This window comes from Morganella sp. B601 (assembly GCF_051172335.1).
Taxonomy (GTDB): domain Bacteria; phylum Pseudomonadota; class Gammaproteobacteria; order Enterobacterales; family Enterobacteriaceae; genus Morganella; species Morganella morganii.
Window position 1 is genome coordinate 222,307 of the sequence record NZ_JBPIZE010000005.1, and the last position, 18,955, is coordinate 241,261.

Annotated in this window: 16 protein-coding genes; 9 read left to right on the forward strand and 7 right to left on the reverse strand. The window is 52.4% G+C overall.

Annotation, left to right across the window (positions count from 1 at the left end; translation table 11 throughout):
* The first annotated feature begins 59 nt into the window (after positions 1 to 59).
* The 6 genes from ACSBQN_RS14550 (at position 60) to fbpC (ending at position 7,955) form a co-directional block, all read left to right on the forward strand.
* Positions 60 to 689, forward strand: a complete 630-nt coding sequence (locus ACSBQN_RS14550) for a response regulator transcription factor (RefSeq protein ID WP_004236009.1) — start codon at positions 60 to 62, stop codon at positions 687 to 689.
* 3 nt (positions 690 to 692) lie between these two features.
* Positions 693 to 2,240 (forward strand): MASE1 domain-containing sensor histidine kinase, encoded by a 1,548-nt coding sequence (locus ACSBQN_RS14555; protein WP_004238936.1) that lies wholly within the window; start codon positions 693 to 695, stop codon positions 2,238 to 2,240.
* A gap of 86 nt (positions 2,241 to 2,326) precedes the next feature.
* Positions 2,327 to 3,655 carry an MFS transporter family glucose-6-phosphate receptor UhpC gene (gene uhpC / locus ACSBQN_RS14560; RefSeq protein WP_024472750.1) on the forward strand — a complete coding sequence of 443 codons (1,329 nt, stop codon included), beginning with the start codon at positions 2,327 to 2,329 and terminating at the stop codon, positions 3,653 to 3,655.
* Positions 3,656 to 3,672: 17 nt separating this feature from the next.
* Complete coding sequence (locus tag ACSBQN_RS14565) at positions 3,673 to 4,704, forward strand: ABC transporter substrate-binding protein (protein WP_024472751.1); 1,032 nt, start codon at positions 3,673 to 3,675, stop codon at positions 4,702 to 4,704.
* A gap of 106 nt (positions 4,705 to 4,810) precedes the next feature.
* Positions 4,811 to 6,889: an ABC transporter permease gene (locus ACSBQN_RS14570; protein ID WP_024472752.1), complete on the forward strand. Its 2,079-nt coding sequence runs from the start codon at positions 4,811 to 4,813 to the stop codon at positions 6,887 to 6,889.
* Positions 6,890 to 6,905: 16 nt separating this feature from the next.
* Entirely contained in the window at positions 6,906 to 7,955 is a 1,050-nt protein-coding gene (gene fbpC, locus ACSBQN_RS14575) for a ferric ABC transporter ATP-binding protein (protein WP_024472753.1), read from the forward strand.
* A gap of 72 nt (positions 7,956 to 8,027) precedes the next feature.
* Here the strand turns inward: fbpC and ACSBQN_RS14580 are convergent, their stop codons facing one another.
* The gene (locus tag ACSBQN_RS14580) at positions 8,028 to 9,644 is read right to left on the reverse strand and encodes an amidohydrolase family protein (protein ID WP_024472754.1); all 1,617 of its coding nucleotides are present in this window, start codon (positions 9,642 to 9,644) and stop codon (positions 8,028 to 8,030) included.
* Positions 9,645 to 9,949: 305 nt separating this feature from the next.
* Here ACSBQN_RS14580 and ACSBQN_RS14585 point away from each other — a divergent pair, with 305 nt between their 5' ends.
* Positions 9,950 to 10,333: a hypothetical protein gene (locus tag ACSBQN_RS14585; protein ID WP_236595576.1), complete on the forward strand. Its 384-nt coding sequence runs from the start codon at positions 9,950 to 9,952 to the stop codon at positions 10,331 to 10,333.
* Here the strand turns inward: ACSBQN_RS14585 and ACSBQN_RS14590 are convergent, their stop codons facing one another.
* Positions 10,334 to 11,362 carry an AbrB family transcriptional regulator gene (locus tag ACSBQN_RS14590; RefSeq protein ID WP_024472756.1) on the reverse strand — a complete coding sequence of 343 codons (1,029 nt, stop codon included), beginning with the start codon at positions 11,360 to 11,362 and terminating at the stop codon, positions 10,334 to 10,336.
* A 149-nt stretch (positions 11,363 to 11,511) separates the two neighbouring features.
* Positions 11,512 to 12,159 (reverse strand): TetR/AcrR family transcriptional regulator, encoded by a 648-nt coding sequence (locus ACSBQN_RS14595; protein ID WP_024472757.1) that lies wholly within the window; start codon positions 12,157 to 12,159, stop codon positions 11,512 to 11,514.
* A gap of 219 nt (positions 12,160 to 12,378) precedes the next feature.
* Here ACSBQN_RS14595 and ACSBQN_RS14600 point away from each other — a divergent pair, with 219 nt between their 5' ends.
* Both ACSBQN_RS14600 and ACSBQN_RS14605 read left to right on the forward strand, forming a co-directional pair.
* Complete coding sequence (locus ACSBQN_RS14600) at positions 12,379 to 13,593, forward strand: Tm-1-like ATP-binding domain-containing protein (protein ID WP_015422484.1); 1,215 nt, start codon at positions 12,379 to 12,381, stop codon at positions 13,591 to 13,593.
* An 11-nt stretch (positions 13,594 to 13,604) separates the two neighbouring features.
* Positions 13,605 to 14,432: a phosphoenolpyruvate hydrolase family protein gene (locus tag ACSBQN_RS14605; protein WP_024472758.1), complete on the forward strand. Its 828-nt coding sequence runs from the start codon at positions 13,605 to 13,607 to the stop codon at positions 14,430 to 14,432.
* 136 nt (positions 14,433 to 14,568) lie between these two features.
* Here ACSBQN_RS14605 and mtr read toward each other — a convergent pair whose 3' ends face one another.
* The 4 genes from mtr to ACSBQN_RS14625 all read right to left on the reverse strand — a co-directional run bounded on the left by mtr (position 14,569) and on the right by ACSBQN_RS14625 (position 18,799).
* Positions 14,569 to 15,813 carry a tryptophan permease gene (gene mtr / locus ACSBQN_RS14610; protein WP_024472759.1) on the reverse strand — a complete coding sequence of 415 codons (1,245 nt, stop codon included), beginning with the start codon at positions 15,811 to 15,813 and terminating at the stop codon, positions 14,569 to 14,571.
* An 81-nt stretch (positions 15,814 to 15,894) separates the two neighbouring features.
* Positions 15,895 to 17,292, reverse strand: a complete 1,398-nt coding sequence (tnaA, locus tag ACSBQN_RS14615; RefSeq protein ID WP_015422483.1) for a tryptophanase — start codon at positions 17,290 to 17,292, stop codon at positions 15,895 to 15,897.
* A gap of 134 nt (positions 17,293 to 17,426) precedes the next feature.
* Positions 17,427 to 17,597, reverse strand: a complete 171-nt coding sequence (gene tnaC, locus ACSBQN_RS14620) for a tryptophanase leader peptide (protein WP_071592710.1) — start codon at positions 17,595 to 17,597, stop codon at positions 17,427 to 17,429.
* A 308-nt stretch (positions 17,598 to 17,905) separates the two neighbouring features.
* On the reverse strand, positions 17,906 to 18,799 hold the full coding sequence (locus tag ACSBQN_RS14625) for a diaminopimelate dehydrogenase (protein WP_024472760.1): 894 nt from the start codon (positions 18,797 to 18,799) through the stop codon (positions 17,906 to 17,908).
* Positions 18,800 to 18,955: the final 156 nt, after the last annotated feature.

The window sequence follows — 18,955 nt, forward strand, 5'->3', positions numbered from 1 at the left end:
TATTGATATAACCTCTGTCAATAATTGATCCCTTTCTGCTGATAATACGCTGTCCGGACATGATAAAAATAGCGCTCATCGATGACCATGTAGTTGTGCGATCCGGTTTCGCCCAGCTCCTGACACTGGAGCCGGATATTACCATCGCCGGACAATATGCCAGTGCGGCGGAAGCCTGGCCCGCACTGACCCGTCCGGATATTGATGTGGTGATCATGGATATTTCCATGCCGGATGAAAACGGATTACAGCTGCTCGCCCGTCTGCGGGAGCGAAAAACCTCCTTCCGTACCATCATTCTCAGTATTTATGATACCCCTGCCTTTGTGCAAAGCGCGCTGGACGCCGGTGCCAGTGCGTATCTCACCAAACGCTGCGGCCCGGAAGAGCTGGTTCAGGCGGTGCGTTCCGTGCATCAGGGCGGCTGCTATCTGTGTGCGGATGCCATGCGCGCGCTGCGCCAGTCACCGCCGGAGAACCGGGCGCTGGAAGAGCTGACCCCGCGTGAGCGCGAGGTGTTTGATCTGCTGGTGGCGGGGATGAGTGTGCGGGCGATTGCGGATAAACTCGAACTCAGCCATAAAACTGTCCATGTCCACCGCGCCAATGTGCTGGGCAAACTGCAGTGTGACAGCACGATCGATCTGGTTCATTTTGCCCTGGCGCATCACCTTATCGCGGGGCAATAAGCCATGAGGCGCGGCGCCCGTCTGCTGTTACAGTCAGTATTTCTGCTGTTCACCTATTCCCTGACCTGGATTGGTCTGTGGATCATCGGTTTTTATCTCAGTCAGAACAGTGTGTTGTCAGCGTTTTTTCTGCCGGAAGGATTGCGGCTGGCGCTGATGATCCTGCTGTGGCGGCGCTTCTGGCCGACCCTGCTGCTGGCGGAACTGCTGCTGAATATCTGGCTGGCACAGGAACAATTGCTGTCACAGCCGGTGATCCTGCTGTCGCCGCTGCTGAGTCTTATCACCGCTTTTATTATCCAGACCACCTGGTGGCGCTACACCCTTTACTGGCAGCGCCTGTTATTGCTGATCGCCGGTGTCGGTATCAACAGCCTGCTGCATACCCTGGTGTTCAGTCTGCTGACGCCGCTGAGTGTGACCCAGATTTTCCTCACCACGCTGACCGGCGGTATTCTGCTGACACCGTTTGTCTATCTGATCTATGAATATCTCCATGAACAGCATTTCCGCCTGATCCTGGATTACGGCACGCCGGATCCGCAGCTGCGCACGTCGCTGCTGATGTGGTGTTTTCTGTTCTGCCTGGCCGGGCTCAGCGCCCAGCTCTTTTTTACCCCGGAAATTGAGCGCCTGCTGGTGCTGCTGGTGTTTATCCCCAATGTCTTTATGGCCTACCGCTACGGCTGGCAGGGCGGCGTGCTCTCTGCCCTGCTCGGCAGTCTGATCATCACCTTTGCCCGCCAGTTTAACGGCGCATTTGCCGATTTACAGGAATTGCAGATGTTTATGAGCACCCAGGCGCTGATTGGTATCGGCCTCGGGATTGCCATCAGCCGTCAGCAGCAGTTGTCGCGTAATCTGCAGCGCTACCGCGAACGGCTGGAGCAGGAATTACAGGCACGGCGGGATCTGATGCAGCAGCTGGTGCATACGGAAGAGGATGTCAAAAAAGCGATTGCCCGCGAGCTGCATGATGAAATCGGCCAGAACATCACGGCGATTCAGATCCAGTCGATGCTGGTCAGAAAAACTGCGCCGGATCCGCAAAGCAGCCGTGCGGCGGCACAAATCAATGAACTGGCACAGAAAATTCATCAGTCCACCCGCCAGCTGCTGCGGGAACTGCGTCCGCCGGTGCTGAGTGAAATGTCTCTTGAAAATGCGCTGCGCCATCTGATTACGGAATTTGCGTTCGGGGAAAACGGCATTCAGTGCGAGTTTCATTATGAACTGAAACAGCCGCCGGAAAATGAAACTGTGCTGTTCACGCTTTACCGGCTTGTGCAGGAATTGTTAAATAACATCAGTAAGCATGCCGGCGCCACCCATATCCTCATCATACTGAGACAGCAACGTGACACGATACAGCTCCATGTCTCTGATAACGGTATCGGTATCCCGGAGAGCAAACGCCGCGGCGGCTTTGGTCTGCGCGGTATTGAGGAACGGGTCAGGGCACTCGGCGGTGACTGGACACTGACCACCACCGGCGGGACCCGGATTATTGTTAACCTGCCCACATTTTCTGATGAAAATCACGAAAACTAAGACTTATTCCTAGTCATCTACTACCTTCTCTCATCCTTTTTATTGACAGATTGATTACATTTGCAGCCTGAACGGGACATAACGTAATGGCCGGAAAACAGACCAAAACTATGGATAAAACCTATCGATTCTGGCGCAACAAACTGATGTTATCGATGATAATCGGTTACGCCACGTTTTATCTGACCCGCAAGAGCTTTAACTTTGTGATGCCGGTGATGCAGACAGAACTGCATCTCGATAAAAGCGATATCGGCCTGATAGCGACCGCGTTTTACCTGAGTTACGGCATCTCAAAATTTGTATCGGGGATTTTCCACGATATCACCGGTTACCGCTGGTTTATGGGCGCCGGATTGTTTATGACCGGCGTGCTGAATATTGTCTTTGCCTGGTGTTTGTCGTTTCCTGCTCTGCTGATTGTCTGGACACTGAACGGTTTTTTCCAGGGCTGGGGCTGGCCGCCATGCGCGCGCATCCTGACACACTGGTATTCGCGCAATGAACGCGGCTTCTGGTGGGGATTGTGGAATATCTCCATCAACCTCGGCGGCATTACCCTGCCGCTGCTGACCGCCTGGCTGGCGACCCGTTACAGCTGGCAGACCGCCCTGATAGTGCCGGGTATTATCGGGATGGTGACCGGCCTGTGGCTGTGCAGCCGCTTACACGGCACGCCGCAGGAAGAGGGATTACCGAGTGTCGGGCAATGGCGGCATGACCCGTCAGAACTGCGTCAGGAGCAGTTATCCCCGCCGTTGCCGATGCGGGTGATCCTGAAAGATACAATTTTATGTAACCGGATGATCTGGTTACTCGGTTTCTCCTACATTCTCGTTTATCTCATCCGGATGGCGATCAATGACTGGGGAAACCTGTGGTTATCCGAAACACACGGCAGCAATCTGCTCAGTGCCAATGCCACATTGTCACTGTTTGAACTGGGCGGTTTGCTGGGTGCGGTCTGTGCGGGCTGGGGGTCGGATATTTTATTCCGTGGTCAGCGCGCCCCGATGATTCTGCTGTTTTCCCTCGGACTGTTTATTGCTGTCAGCGCCCTGTGGTTAATACCGATTCATCACTACGGACTGCTGGCGGCGTGTTTCTTCAGTACCGGCTTTTTTGTATTCGGGCCGCAAATGTTAATCGGACTGGCGGCGACAGAATATTGCCATAAAAAAGCCGCCGGTACGGTAACGGGTTACCTTGGTCTTTACGCCTACTTAGGGGCGGCAATGGCCGGGTGGCCGCTCGCGCAGGTCATGGCACATTACGGCTGGCAGGGCATGTTTACCCTGCTGACCAGTGCCGCGGCACTGACGGGATTACTGCTGATGCCGCTGCTGATAGCTAATGTCAGCAAGCGGGAACATCTGGCAGGCTCTGTTTCACTCTCCGATGACAGAACCCTATAATAAGGAATGAACTGATAATGAAACTCAAGACCCTCTCTGCTCTCGCTGCCGCCGGTTTATCACTGGCTGCTGTTACCACATCCGCTAATGCCGCCGGTCGTCTGGTGGTTTACTGCAGCGCGACCAACGCTATGTGTGAAGCTGAAACACAGGCTTTCGCCAAAAAATATGATGTGAAAACCACGTTTGTCCGTAACGGTTCCGGCAGCACCCTGGCCAAAATTGAAGCGGAAAAACGCAACCCGCAGGCTGATGTCTGGTACGGCGGTACATTAGATCCGCATTCACAGGCGGGTGAGATGGATCTGCTGGAAGCGTACAAATCCCCGAATTTAGATCAGATCATGCCGCAGTTCCGTGATCCGGCCAAACGCAAAGGCAACTACTCTTCTGCGGTTTATGTCGGCATCTTAGGTTTCGGTGTGAACAAAGATCGTCTGAAAGAAAAAGGCCTGCCAATCCCGGCCTGCTGGAAAGATCTGACCAAGCCGGAATACAAAGGCGAAATCCAGATTGCTGACCCGCAGAGCTCCGGTACTGCTTACACCGCGCTGGCGACATTTGACCAGCTGTGGGGCACCGATCAGGCATTCGATTACCTGAAAAAACTCAACAGCAATATTTCCCAGTACACCAAATCCGGTATTGCCCCGGCGCGTAACGCCGCCCGTGGTGAATCCGCTATCGGTATCGGCTTCCTGCACGACTATTCCCTGGAAGTGGAAAACGGCGCACCGCTGGAGTTAATTTCCCCGTGTGAAGGCACCGGTTATGAAATCGGCGGTATCAGTATCCTGAAAAACGCCCGTAACATGGACAACGCCAAACTGTTCGTTGACTTCGTGCTCTCCAAAGAAGCCCAGGAAATCAGCTGGAAAGAGGGTAAATCTTACCAGATCCTGACCAATACCACGGCTGAATCCTCACCAATGTCACTGAAACTCTCTGATCTGAAACTGATCAACTACGATATGGATAAATACGGCGATGCTGAAACCCGTAAGAATCTGATCAACAAGTGGGTCACCGAAGTCAAAATGAGTAAGTAATGTTGTCTGCCGCGCGGTGTTCTGCCGCGCGGTCTTGTTTTTATTATAATAATTATATTGTCTTGTCTCATTCTCCTGAATGAAGACGGGCAAGGGAGATTCTTTAATGTCTGAAACCCTGACTCTGCCTTCAAAACAGGGACGGGATTCCATCTTCTTATGGCTGCTGATCGCGTGGCTGGGCTTTGCCCTGCTGCCGTCCTGGAGCCTGGATTATGGTTTAACCGACTCCACATCAGATGAAATTCTTGCCGCTTACGGCTGGCACGGGCTGAATGTCAGCTGGCTCTGGTATCTGCTGCCGTCAGTGCTGTTTTTCCGCTCACTGACACCCGCTTCCCGCGACCAGCGCGGACGCCACTATACCGATATTGCCATCGCCGTTCTGACGGCAGTGGTGGCGGTTGTCAGCGCCGTATGGGAAGGGAAAGGTCTCGGCTATTCCGCCATTGTGCTGTTTATCTCGCTCGGCATGATTATGACCCTCGCCCTCAAACGCCTGGAATGGCTGGGCGGCGACCAGTTTGTTATCGGCTCACTGATTGCGGTGGTCGGACTGATTGCGCTGTTTATTGTATTCCCGAGTGTCGCGATTTTTATCCCGATGTTCACCGATAATAACGGGGATTTCGCGCCGTTCGCGTTTGTATCGATTCTCACACAGTCCCATATTGTGCAGGTCATCTGGAACTCCGTGATGCTCTCGCTGGCAGTCGGGGCGGGCTGTACCTTCTTCGGGCTGATTCTGGCGATTTATACCAGCCGTATCGCAAAACGTTCGGCAATTATCGGCCGTGTGTTCTCCATCCTGCCGATTGTCACCCCGCCGTTTATTGTCGGCCTGGGTGTCACCCTGATGATGGGACGTTCCGGTTATGTGACCGAATTCCTCGCCACTTATGCGGGGCTGGAAAACACCAACTGGCTGTACGGCTTTACCGGAATCTGGCTGGCCCAGGTGCTCGCCTTTACGCCGATGTCCTTTATGATCCTCGACGGTGCCATCAAAACCATTCATCCGTCGCTGGAAGAAGCGTCTTACACCCTGCGCGCCAACCGTTTCCAGACATTCTTCAACGTCTTTATGCCGCTGCTGAAACCGGCGCTGGCTAACGCCTTCCTGATTGTGATTGTGCAGTCACTGGCTGACTTCAGTAACCCGCTGGTCCTCGGCGGTAACTTTGACGTGCTCGCTACCCAGATCTATTTCTATATCACCGGCTCCCAGCTCGATTATCAGGCCGCCAGTACCCTCGGTGCTTCCCTGCTGGTTTTCTCGCTGCTGGTATTCTGTGTGCAGTATATGTGGATCGGCAAACGCTCTTATGTCACGGTGTCCGGTAAATCTTACCGGGGGGATGTACAGCCGCTGCCTGCCGCACTGGTTGCGTTTGTCACCACCTTCCTCGCCATCTGGGTTGTCTTCAACCTGGTGCTGTACGGCAGCATCTTCTACGGCAGCTTTACCGTGAACTGGGGCGTGGATTACACCTTAACCCTGGATAACTTTATCAAGCTGTTCGGTCAGGGCATGAATGACGGCGCATGGCCTTCACTGCTCGATACCCTGCTCTACGCCGGGATCGCCGCACCAATCACCGCCGTGCTCGGCCTGCTGATCGCCTACATTGTGGTGCGCCAGGAATTCCGCGGCAAAAAGACCATCGAATTTACCACGATGCTCTGCTTCGCGGTGCCGGGAACCGTGGCGGGTGTGTCTTACATCCTCGCCTTTAACGATTCTCCGTTCTATTTAACCGGGACGGCGGCAATCGTGATTATCTCCATGACGATGCGAAATGTGCCGGTCGGGATCCGCGCCGGTATCGCCGGTCTGGGGCAAATCGACAAATCCCTGGACGAGGCATCACTCAGCCTGCGTGCCGGTTCGATGCGGACAATCTTCCACATCCTGCTGCCGCTGCTGCGTCCGGCGATTCTGTCAGCACTGATTTACAGCTTTGTCCGCGCCATCACCACGGTCAGTGCCATTGTGTTCCTCGTGACACCGGACACCCGTGTGGCAACCGCCTATATTCTGAACCGCGTGGAAGACGGCGAGTACGGCGTGGCCATTGCCTATGGCTCAATCCTGATCGTCGTCATGCTGGCGATTATTTTCCTGTTCGACTTTTTGATTGGCGAAGCCCGTGTTTCACGTTCCAAAGCCAAAAATGCACAGTAATCATGGAGTAACCGACATGACACAACAAAGTTTTGTTGAATTAAAAAATGTGACTAAACGCTTTGGCACCAACACGGTCATCGACGATTTAAGTCTTTCTATTCCGGCGGGCAGCATGGTCACCCTGCTCGGCCCGTCCGGCTGCGGCAAAACCACTGTACTGCGTCTGGTGGCCGGGCTGGAAAAGCCGACCGAAGGTAAGATGTTCATTGACGGCGAAGATGTCACAGACCGTTCCATCCAGCAGCGTGATATCTGTATGGTGTTCCAGTCTTACGCGCTGTTCCCGCATATGTCCCTCGGCGATAACGTCGGTTACGGGCTGAAAATGCTGGGCCGCCCGAAAGCGGAAGTAAAAGAGCGGGTGGAGGAAGCACTGGAGCTGGTGGATCTGGCGGGGTTCGCGGATCGCTTTGTCGATCAGATCTCCGGTGGTCAGCAGCAGCGTGTTGCACTGGCCCGCGCCCTGATCCTCAAGCCGAAAGTGCTGTTATTTGATGAGCCGCTGAGTAACCTCGATGCCAACCTGCGCCGCAGCATGCGGGAAAAAATCCGTGAATTGCAGCAGCAGTTTAATATCACCTCCCTGTATGTGACCCACGACCAGAGCGAGGCCTTTGCGGTCTCGGATATGGTGCTGGTGATGAACAAAGGGAAAATTATGCAGCTGGGATCACCGCAGGAGCTGTATCGTCAGCCTGCCTCGAAGTTTATGGCGAGCTTTATGGGTGATGCCAACATCTTCCCGGCCACACTGACCGGTGATGCCGTTGAGATTTTCAGCTACCGTCTGCCGCGTCCGCCGCAGTTCGTCACGGACAAAAGCAGTGTTACTGTCGGTGTGCGTCCGGAAGCCATTACCCTGAGTTTGCAGGGTGATGAGAGCCAGCGCTGCACCGTGTCTCATGTGGCCTATATGGGGCCGCAGTATGAAGTGACCGTCGACTGGCACGGCCAGTCCATGCTGCTGCAGATTAACGCCACACAATTGCAGCCGTCTGTCGGCGACAGTCTGTTCCTGCTAATCCACCCTTACGGCATGTTTATTCTGCCGGAAGAGCAGTAATTTTCCCCTGAAATACAAAACCGCCTCCGTAAAAAGAGGCGGTTTTTTGTGTTGCTCACACTGCACGGTCAATTATTTTTTATAGCGGTAACCGGCTGAGAAATTCTCACGCGCCTGCTCCTGAGCAGTATCAAAGAATGCCGCCACTTCCTCCGCTGTCTGCTTCGGCAGTTTTTTCGCTGCTTTCTGAATACGGCGCAGTGCTTCTGTCGCATCAGAACGGATTTTATCGGTATTCTGCTGTGTCAGCTGACCAAAGCGTTTTTTCACATCGCCGTTGATAATCACCGTATCCACACCGGACGCGGTGGTTTGCAGCACCACTGAACCCGCCGGATAACTGGACGGCACAAACGCTTCTTTCTGGGAAACGATAATAATATCCGCTTTTTTACCTTTGGTAATCGAGCCGATTTCTTTCTCCATCCCCATCGCTTCCGCACTGCCGTGTGTCGCCCAGGTCAGCGCGTCACGTACGCTCAGGCCAATTTTGGTAGTGGTTTTACCGGTGCGGTTTGCTTCTGCTTCGCTGTCCATGCAACGCTGGAACTGAAGACCCAGACGCATCTGCGAGAACAGGTCGCCGGAACCGACACAGACAATATCGCTGCTCAGGCCGGGTTTAAAACCGTGGTCAATACTGGCGCGGAACGGCGGACGCCCCATCCCCATCTGCATTTCAGTTTCCGGCGCGATAGAGACTTTACCACCAGTCTCTTTCAGGATTTTCCACTCGCTGTTATCCAGCGCAGTACAGTGAATGTGGAGATGGCCGGGTTTCAGCAGATTATTGTGTTTCAGCTCATGTAACCCTTTCAGCAGAATGGATTTTTCTGCCGCACCGGTATGAGATGCCACAAAGATACCCAGGTCATTGGCCAGCTCAATCTCTTTCGCGGTATGCGCAAACGGAATGGTACCGAAATCACTCAGCAGCACGCCCATCTGGTTCAGGGTTTTATTACCGGAACCATAATATTGCTGATGAATATTTTTCATCACATCCAGGCGCTGCTGATGGCTGCGGAAGCGGTTACTGCCTTTATAATCATAGGCCTGCATACCATAAGCATAGATACTGCGGATCCCGGAGGCACGCAGGGATTCAATCGCCGCCGGCGCATGATCCGGTGAGTTAACACAGTCACAGCAGTCAAGAATGGTGGTTACCCCGGCATTCAGTGCCTCAACCGATCCCACCAGTGCCGCCATGCGGATATCTTCCGGCTCCATGACTGAACCGATGCCGTAGAAAGTAGAGCCGAGGAAACCGGCCAGTGACATATCCGCGGAGATCCCGCGCAGCAGTGACATCCAGGTATGACGGTGGCTGTCGATAATCCCCGGCAGGATAATACCGCCGTCCGCATCAATCAGTTCCGCATCAACTCCGGCAAATTTAGACACCGGGCCGACATCGACGATTTTATCGCCGTCAACCAGCACCGCACCGTCTTCAATATCACCGTACTGCTCATCCATAGTGATAAGATAGCCGTTATAAATCAGTTTCTTACGCTTATCTGTTTTGATATAGCTTTTATTTTTGTCATCTGCCCCTGTCAGCACGGTATTACCGCCCGCTAATGCCGAATGGCTGCCGAGCGCACCAGCCGCCAGCCCCATTGTGCCGAGACCGGCATTTTTCAAAAAAGATCGTCTTGAAGGATCCTGTGCTTTTTCTGTCATTTGATTATTACTCCTCACACGATTAACAGACACCCATTAAATGTACCAATTAGTACAATCTTTAAAGTCTAACAAGACTCATTTGTATTAACCAGTACATATTGTGTGATTTCCTGAATTGACAGATACCGGGCACAGTTTTTGTTGTGATCTTTTTTTATACTGGCAAACTTATTTTTTGCATGAATATCAGGGAAGAAATCATAATGCGCCTGTCTCATTCATTTCTAAGAGGAACCGTTGTACTGCTGCTGTGCGGGATATTAAGCGGCTGCGGGGTGTTTTATGGTGCCATGTGCGGCGGTATGGCTATATTTACGCCGTCAGAATCGGTGACCAAAATCCCGGCACCGGATGCGGTGGCCGGTCAGCCGTATGAGCAAACAATTGAAATCACCCGGCACGCAGGGATGATCCCGTTTTATGTCAGTGAGAAACCGGACTGGATGACGGTCACACTGATGTCAAAAAATGAGGCCGGGGAATGGATACCGCTTATCACCGAAGAGGAGTGGCAGACACGGGTGATGAAAGCCGATCAGCGCCCGCTGATCGCTGCCCGTTTGCAGGGAACACCGGCGGTGCGCGGGAAAGTCAGGGTAAATATCAAAGGGATGTCTTACCGCAACATGTGCGGAAACTCAGACCCGGTCTATTCTGTGCGGCTGGCCGTGAAAAAAGCGGAGTAATTACTTACTCCGCCGTTCCTGAATATACAGCACCACTGACGGTACGCTCTGGATAATCAGCATGCGGAGAATATGGTTAAGCATGACAAAACCCGCATCTATCCCCATCGCAATTGCGGCGAATGTCATGGCTTCCATGCTGCCGGGCGCCCAGGAGAGCAGCAGCATCGGGAAGGAAAAACCGGTCAGGTGAGACGCCCCGAATGCAATCAGTGCAGTCAGCACAATATTGATCAGCACCACCTGAGCGGACGTCACCATATTGCGCAGCAGTGACCTCAGCGGAAACAGAACAAAATAGCTCCCGATATACATGCCGATCAGCGTCATACTGATATCATTCAGCGGCAGCGGGAAAACAATGTAAGTACTCACCATGCTCTGTACCGCAATCGCCGTGCCCAGTGATGTCAGCATAAACGGTGCCGGGACATTGATTTTTTCCAGCGCTTTGCCGGACAGATACCCGCACACCGCAATCACCAGCAGCCACAGCACGGACACCAGACTCTGCGGCGGAATATCCGCGGGCGGCGGGACAGGATGATCACTGCCGACCACCACGCCCGCCAGCATAATCAGAATAATCAGGCGGATAGTATGAGAAATCACCACCTTCTGCGGCGGTGTACCGGTGTGATCCATCAGGGCCAGAATCGCCGCCATTGCCCCCGGCACCGCCCCCAGCAGAGATTCCTGAACAGACCACCCCACCCGTTTGCGAAACCAGAGGAAACTGACGGTAAACTGCACCGCCAGGCACGATACCATAGTGAGCATAATCAGCAGAAGATGGTCAAACTGACTGAGATCGACACGGGTAAACATCAGCCCGACGGATGTTCCGAGCACCATCTGAACAAAGGTTAATGTTCCCTTAGGAATAGTGAGCGAAACATTGAAACGGTGCACAATAATAATCAGAATGATGGGGCCGAACATCAGTGCCATCGGCACGTTCAGGTATGCCAGCAATAATCCGGCAGCAAAACAGGCCGAAATCCCTGCTGCAATTTTGATAATATTCATATTGTTATAATGTCAGCCGGTTGCCGGAACAGAAAATCAGTCTATCACCGGAATCAATTAATTACAGGGGATATAATTATGCGGGTAACGTTCTCACCGTCAGAGGCAGAAATCAGTGTGGTGCACGGAAGATAAGAGAACAGCCGTGGTTACGGCTGTTCATCCTGTGCCCGGCTGTCCGCCATGGCCTGATTCAGAATGGCTTTTGCCATCCATTGGGTAATATCGATGACTTCGCCGTCATTCATCTTCCAGATATCTTTCATCACCAGGAACACTTCCGAGCCGTACACCAGCGAAAATGCACGGATCACTTTATCCAGTGTTTCCTGATCGACATGCGCCTTCAGCGGCTCGGTGACATTAGCCAGAATCGCCTTGCGGTGCCCTCTGACCAGTTTTTTCTCATCATTAGTCTGTGATTTGGCCGAGGCCGAGCGATCCTGCGCCCACTGCTGCAACGACACATACAGTGCCGCACGCAGTGCGCCTTCATGGCGGAACATCTGCGGATAAGCGAAAGCCAGCAATTGCTCCATCCGGTCGCGGGTTTCCGGGCTGTCGGAGCGCCAGGTCAGAATCGGGCCGAGGCTCGCATCCACGGTGGCGGCGATCAAATCACTTTGTGTCGGAAAATAGCGGTAAGCCGTTGCCCGTGATACACCAGCTTCCGCTGCCAGCTCAGAGACTGACGGTATCGCGCCCTGTTCAAACAGTGCCAGCGCGGTATTAACCAGCAGATTAAATGTCCGCTTACGCGTGCCGGAGTAAGGTGCCCCATCATCAGTACAGGCCATAACTGATTTTCCTTTAACGAATTTCTGTGAATTTTGCGCGGCTATCTTACACAACATCCCCGCAGGCAACACCCTTATGGTGTTTTTTTTATCAAAAAACTGATTTAAAGATAGACAAATTGAGATGCATGTCTCAAAATCAGCCAAACAAAATGATACTACAGTCTCATTCTGGTTATGATGCGTTATCAGACATCCGATATCCCTTTGAGGTTAACCATGAACAGCAATAAAGGCGCTGTCTATATCGCCACAACGCTCGATACCAAAAGTGATGAGATTTTTTATGTCAGTGAGCTGATCCAGCGCACCGGCCTGGCTGTAAAGACTGTGGATTTAACCACAAAACCCGGTCAGCTGACCCGGGAAGCGGATGTCTGCGCCCGCGACGTCGCCGCCTGTCACCCTGACGGCGAAAGCGCGGTTTTCTGCGGCGACCGCGGCCGTGCTATCGCGGCAATGGCTGTTGCCTTTGAACGTTTCCTTGCAAAACAAAATGATATTGCAGCACTTCTCGGTTTGGGCGGATCCGGTGGAACGGCACTGATTACACCAGCAATGCAATCCCTGCCTGTCGGCATCCCTAAACTCATGGTTTCCACCATGGCCTCCGGTGATATTTCCGGCTATATCGGCGCAAGCGATATTGCCATGCTCTACTCTGTCACTGATGTCTCCGGCCTGAACCGAATTTCACGTAAAGTTCTCCGTAATGCGGCTAATCAGATTGCCGGGGCGGTTTATTTCTGTCAGGAAGAGCAGGTTACTGATAAACCCGCCATTGCTCTGACTATGTTCGGCGTCACCACACCGTGTATCCAGCAAATCAGCAAAGAACTGGAAGCGGATTACGATTGTCTGGTCTTTCATGCGACCGGCAGCGGCGGTAAAGCGATGGAAAAACTGGCGGATGACCATCTGTTCGACAGTATCCTTGACCTGACCACCACGGAAGTGTGTGACTATCTTTTCGGCGGCGTTCTGGCCTGTGATGAAGACCGTTTCGGTGCCATTGCCCGTTCGCAGACGCCGTATATCGGCTCCTGCGGCGCACTGGATATGGTCAATTTCGGCCGCCCGTCCACCGTACCGGAAAAATACGCTGATCGTCAGTTTTATCACCACAACGCCCAGGTCACCCTGATGCGTACCACCCCGGAAGAAAATGCACAGATGGGGCGCTGGATTGCGGAAAAACTCAACCAGTGTCACGGCGATGTCATTTTTATCATTCCGGAAGGCGGTTTCTCCGCCCTCGATGCTGAAGGTATGCCGTTCTGGTCGCCGGATGCGGACCGCGCCTTTATTGAGGCGTTCGAAACTCATTATAAACAAACAGAAAAACGTATTTTACGCAAATGCCCGTATCACATTAATGACCCGGAATTTACCCGTTTTGTCATTAATCAACACCAGCAATTACGGGCGAAATAAGGAGACACAAGATGCCACTTTCCCGTGACGCATTACTGAAAAAATTCAATGACATGATTTCACGCGGCGAGCCGATTATCGGCGGCGGTGCCGGTACCGGTCTGTCAGCAAAATGTGAGGAAGCCGGCGGTATCGATCTCATCGTTATCTATAACTCCGGCCGTTACCGCATGGCAGGACGCGGCTCACTGGCCGGTCTGCTGGCTTACGGTAATGCCAACGAAATCGTCATGGATATGGCAAAAGAAGTGCTGCCGGTCGTGAAACATACGCCGGTTCTGGCGGGTGTCAACGGCACGGATCCGTTCTGTCAGTTTGATAAATTCCTGGACGATATCAAAGCCACCGGATTTTCCGGCGTGCAGAACTTCCCGACGGTCGGTCTGATCGACGGTAAATTCCGTGCCAATCTGGAAGAAACCGGCATGGGTTATGCGCTGGAAGTGGAGATGATCCGCAAGGCACATGAAAAAGATCTGCTGACCACGCCGTATGTCTTCAGCCGTGAAGATGCCATTGCCATGACCGAAGCCGGTGCGGATATCCTCGTGCCGCATATGGGTCTGACCACCGGCGGTAATATCGGGGCAGAAACCGCCACCACGCTGGATGATTGTGTTGAAATGATCAATGACTGGGCGAAAGCAGCCAAAGCTGTCCGTCCGGACATTATTGTATTGTGTCACGGCGGCCCTATCGCGACCCCGGAAGATGCACAATACATTTTAGATCGCTGCCCGGACTGCCACGGTTTTTACGGGGCCAGTTCCATGGAGCGTTTACCGACAGAAGTGGCATTAAAAGCCACCACAGAAGCGTTTAAAAATATAACAAGATAATTAAATTATTTATTTTTTAAGTCAACACCGGGTGCCTGCAATATATATTGCAGGCATTTTTTATATCAAAAATCCGCCCTCATGAGTCAGCGGACAGGATCATTAATCTCAACAATCCTGCCGCTTAAGTAATGGCTTACCGGTAAACCGGCAACAGGCTGAAACTCGACAAAATATGTACCACCGCGTTCAGTATCCCGAAGCCCAGGATCAGCCAGATCATAGGCTCACCACCCCAGACCCGGAACTGCGGGCTGCCGAAGCGTTTACGGGATGCGCGGGCCAGCAGAGCCGGGACAATCGCCGCCCAGACCGTCGCCGCCAGACCGGCAAAACCGATGGCGTAAATAAAGCCGTTCGGATAGATCAATCCGCCCAGCATCGGCGGGATAAAGGTGACACCGGCGGTTTTCAGGCGGCCAATTTTACTGTCATCAAATTTGAATAAATCCGCCAGATAATCAAACAGCCCCAGCGTCACCCCGAGGAACGAACTGGCCACCGCAAAGTTTGAGAACACAATCAGCAGCAGCTCCAGTCCCCGGCTGTGCAGCACGCCGCTCAGCGCCTGAACCAGGACATCAATATTGCCGCCCTTCTCCGCAATCGGAATAAAGTCCGGACGCGGAATATTCCCCATCGTGCCAAGCATCCAGATGATATAGAGCACCAGCGCCATCAGTGTGCCGATTGTCAGACAGCGGCGGATTTTGCCGGGTTCTTTGCCGTAATATTTCATCAGGCTCGGCACATTACCGTGGAACCCGAAAGAGGCCAGACAAAACGGCAGGGTAAACAATACATAAGGCAGATAAGAAGCGTCCGGCTGTGCCACGTTCAGTAATACCGCCGGTTTCACATTCCACAGCAGACCGCCGAATGTCATAAAGAATGTCAGGATTTTGGCACCGAGCACAATCGTCGTCATCCGGCTGACCGCTTTGGTACTCAGCCAGACAATAAAGGCGACCGCCAGGGCAAACAGAAATCCGCCCAGCCGTGCCGGAAGCGTGATCCCCGCCTGTGCAAAGGTGTGGCTCAGCACCGATCCGCTGGCGGAAATATAGGCATAAGTCAGAATATACAGGACGAACGCAATGGTCAGGCCGTTAATAATATTCCAGCCGTTTCCCAGCAGATCGCGGGTGATCGTGTCAAAACTGGAACCAATCCGGTAATTCAGGTTAGCTTCGAGGATCATTAATCCTGAGTGCAGCATACAAAACCAGGTGAATACCAGTGCTGCAATCGACCAGAAAAACCATGCACCGGACATTACCACCGGCAGGGAAAACATCCCCGCACCAATGATAGTTCCGCCGATAATCATTGCTCCGCCGAATACGGACGGCGAAACAGAGGACGCAGGAACAGTAGCCATAAGAGTACCTCTGGTGGCTTAATATTATCATTATGTTTGAAATCAGGAGGATGCAGCGCATCCTCCTGTAATACGACAGGGTTACATGACAGGTTTCAGGCGGGCGACAAAGTGACGCAGAACCGGTGGTTCATAGGTGAATGTCAGCCCTTTGATATCCGCCGCTTTCTCTTTCAGCCGGATAAAGGCATCCGCGATATAATCCATATGGTCATTGGTATAGACACGGCGCGGAATTGTCAGGCGCAGCAGCTCCATCGGTGACGGCTTCTGAATACCGGTTTCCGGGTCACGCCCCAGCAGCAGCGAGCCGATTTCCACCCCGCGGATGCCGGATTCCAGGAACAGCTCATTATTGAGGGCATGTGCCGGGAACTGATCGCCCGGGATATGCGGCAGCATTTTCTTCGCATCGACAAAGACCGCGTGGCCGCCGACCGGATACTGGATCGGGATCCCTGCTTCGCGCAGGCGCTCACCCAGATATTCCACCTGAGTGATTCGGTAGCGGAGATAATCCTCATCCATCCCCTCTTCCAGCCCGATAGCCAGCGCCTCCATATCACGTCCGGCGAGACCACCGTAGGTGACAAAGCCTTCCATCGGCACACAGCGGGTGCGCACTTCGTTAAACAGATCTTCGTCATCACGGAAACAGCACAGACCGCCGATATTCACCAGTGAGTCCTTTTTCGCCGACATTGTCAGCATATCGCCGTATTTATACATTTCTTTGACGATCTCTTTCACCGACTTATCCGCATACCCTTTTTCGCGCTGTTTGATAAACCAGGCGTTTTCACAGAAGCGTGCGGAGTCAATCACCACCGGGATATCATGCTTTTTGGCAATGTCATACACGGCTTTCATATTTGCCAGTGATATCGGCTGACCGCCGGAGCTGTTACAGGTCACGGTGGTGACAATTGCGGCCACATTTTTTGCGCCGTGCTCTGCGATTGCCGCATTGAGCAGATCTAAATCAAAATCCCCTTTCCAGTCATAATAGGTTGTTGTATCAAAGGCTTTCGGTGTGACCACGTTGATCGCTTTCGCGCCGTTTAACTCCACATGGGCGGCAGTGGTATCAAAGTGGAAGTTAGAAATAAAGACCGGTTTATCCGCCCCGGCTTTACGGCGGCGGGCGATCAGTGACGGGAACAGGATTTGCTCGGCACCGCGCCCCTGGTGTGTCGGGATAGTGAACGGGTAGCCAATCAGTTTTTTCACCTGATCACAGAGATGATAATAGTTACGGGAACCGGCATACGCCTCATCCCCCATCATCAGCCCGGCCCACTGGCGGTCACTCATGGCACCGGTACCGGAATCGGTCAGCAGGTCAATAAAGACCACATCGCCCGGTAATAAAAACGGGTTATATCCGGCTTCTTTCAGGGCAACTTCCCGCTCATTACGGGTTGTCATACGGATATTTTCAACCATTTTAATACGGAACGGTTCTGGAATACGTTTCATTATTTTATTCTCCGGTTTCGGGCTGCCGGATATACTTATCCGCTGTATTTTTCTGAAAAGAAAATACAGGAATGCAGCCACGTTATATCAGCGTGTTTTTAATTAGTTTTCGTGGTAAATACGCAGGCGGAGAATCACTCAGGGAAGAAATTGGAAATACGATGATCAATATTAAACCATGCCTGCACAAAGCAGACACCGGCAAGACGACTTGGGATGGATAAGAAATTCATACACAAAGCCCTCTGGGTGGATAAGTAATGCACAAAATTACATTGAATAATCCTTTTGTCTATGATGAACATCTCAAAATTGCCACGTTAAACTATTAAATAATTGCGATAATTTCATAAAAAAATCAAAATACATTAAGCGCAGCTAATCAATTGCTTCGGTAATTAATTACGCGTTCTTTTTTTATCTTCGCACGGCATGGAGAAAAATAAGAATAACATCAGGAAGCGTCCGGTTTGTTTACCCTTTATTGTATTCACAGAAAAAATAAACAACAATAACATTGCGTATATAACAGTTAATTTAATTATCGGTTTTGCAGACAATAAAAAAGGGATTTTCATCCCTTTTTTATTACTGTTTTGTGACTGAAATATCACTACACCAGTTTGCTGATCCAGCTGTTGATATCCCCGGCCAGGAAGTTTACCGGCGGGATTTCGATCACACTGTATGCACCCGGCTGCTGACGGCAGGCCGCCCGTGCCGAAGACACCATGAACTGGGAGGTCAGTGCCGGGTTATTGATGCGCATGCTGTATTCAAACAGCTGGTTATGGGTCTTACCGGACACGCCTTTGTGCGTCATGGAAACACCGTGTCCCACATCTTTCAGGGCGTCCACACTGTCCACCTGACGGACGTGCGTCTCATCAGAGGCAAAATAGCTGTCGGCTTTCAGCGCGGCGGTCACGGTATCAATATCATGCCCCGGCTCCAGCTCAACATAGACCATACGGCGGTGAACACCGGTGCCCAGCGGGATTGTCATGGAAAGTGCATCCTTCACACCGGGAATCGCTTTGGCGGCAACACTGTGCCCCATGCTCATCCCCGGCCCGAAGTTGGTGTACGTCAGCCCTTTCGGCGCCATTGCCTGCATCAGCGTGCGGATAATGGAATCCGACCCCGGATCCCAGCCTGCGGAGATGATCGCCGTACACTCACCGGTGCGGGCAATCGGGTCAAGGTGCTCTTTCAGCGCGACAATTTCACTGTGAACATCAAAACTGTCCACGGTATTAATCCCCAGCGCGAGGATCTCTGAAGCAACCGCACGGATGGCGCGGGTCGGCGAGCACAGCAGTGCCACATCCACCTTGCCCAGTTCACGGATATCCGCCACCACCGGATACACGGAATCTGTATCAGCTGCAGACGGGTTGCGGCGCACAATCCCTGCAATCTCAAAATCAGCGGCAGCTTCCAGCGCCTCAATCGCATACTGTCCGATATTGCCGTAACCAACGACGGCGGCTCGTATTTTTTTCACGGAATTCTCTCTGTCATCATTGATTAGTCTGATAAGGAAATCATACTTATTTATGAAAGGAAACATTGATTTCTTAATTAGTTATGAAAAAAATGTTTTATTTTTCACCTTTCGCTATTCTCAGTAATATTATCCTGGTAGAATCCGGCTCCCTGT

Bases quoted from the DNA above. Each gene is read 5' to 3' on its own strand.
- uhpC (WP_024472750.1), top strand. From the start codon at position 2,327: ATGGCCGGAAAACAGACCAAAACTATGGATAAAACCTATCGATTCTGG.
- ACSBQN_RS14595 (WP_024472757.1), bottom strand. From the start codon at position 12,159: ATGGCCTGTACTGATGATGGGGCACCTTACTCCGGCACGCGTAAGCGG.
- ACSBQN_RS14580 (WP_024472754.1), bottom strand. From the start codon at position 9,644: ATGACAGAAAAAGCACAGGATCCTTCAAGACGATCTTTTTTGAAAAAT.
- ACSBQN_RS14590 (WP_024472756.1), bottom strand. From the start codon at position 11,362: ATGAATATTATCAAAATTGCAGCAGGGATTTCGGCCTGTTTTGCTGCC.
- ACSBQN_RS14605 (WP_024472758.1), top strand. From the start codon at position 13,605: ATGCCACTTTCCCGTGACGCATTACTGAAAAAATTCAATGACATGATT.
- tnaA (WP_015422483.1), bottom strand. From the start codon at position 17,292: ATGAAACGTATTCCAGAACCGTTCCGTATTAAAATGGTTGAAAATATC.
- ACSBQN_RS14600 (WP_015422484.1), top strand. From the start codon at position 12,379: ATGAACAGCAATAAAGGCGCTGTCTATATCGCCACAACGCTCGATACC.
- ACSBQN_RS14570 (WP_024472752.1), top strand. From the start codon at position 4,811: ATGTCTGAAACCCTGACTCTGCCTTCAAAACAGGGACGGGATTCCATC.
- mtr (WP_024472759.1), bottom strand. From the start codon at position 15,813: ATGGCTACTGTTCCTGCGTCCTCTGTTTCGCCGTCCGTATTCGGCGGA.
- tnaC (WP_071592710.1), bottom strand. From the start codon at position 17,597: ATGTTCATCATAGACAAAAGGATTATTCAATGTAATTTTGTGCATTAC.
- fbpC (WP_024472753.1), top strand. From the start codon at position 6,906: ATGACACAACAAAGTTTTGTTGAATTAAAAAATGTGACTAAACGCTTT.
- ACSBQN_RS14555 (WP_004238936.1), top strand. From the start codon at position 693: ATGAGGCGCGGCGCCCGTCTGCTGTTACAGTCAGTATTTCTGCTGTTC.
- ACSBQN_RS14585 (WP_236595576.1), top strand. From the start codon at position 9,950: ATGGCTATATTTACGCCGTCAGAATCGGTGACCAAAATCCCGGCACCG.
- ACSBQN_RS14565 (WP_024472751.1), top strand. From the start codon at position 3,673: ATGAAACTCAAGACCCTCTCTGCTCTCGCTGCCGCCGGTTTATCACTG.
- ACSBQN_RS14550 (WP_004236009.1), top strand. From the start codon at position 60: ATGATAAAAATAGCGCTCATCGATGACCATGTAGTTGTGCGATCCGGT.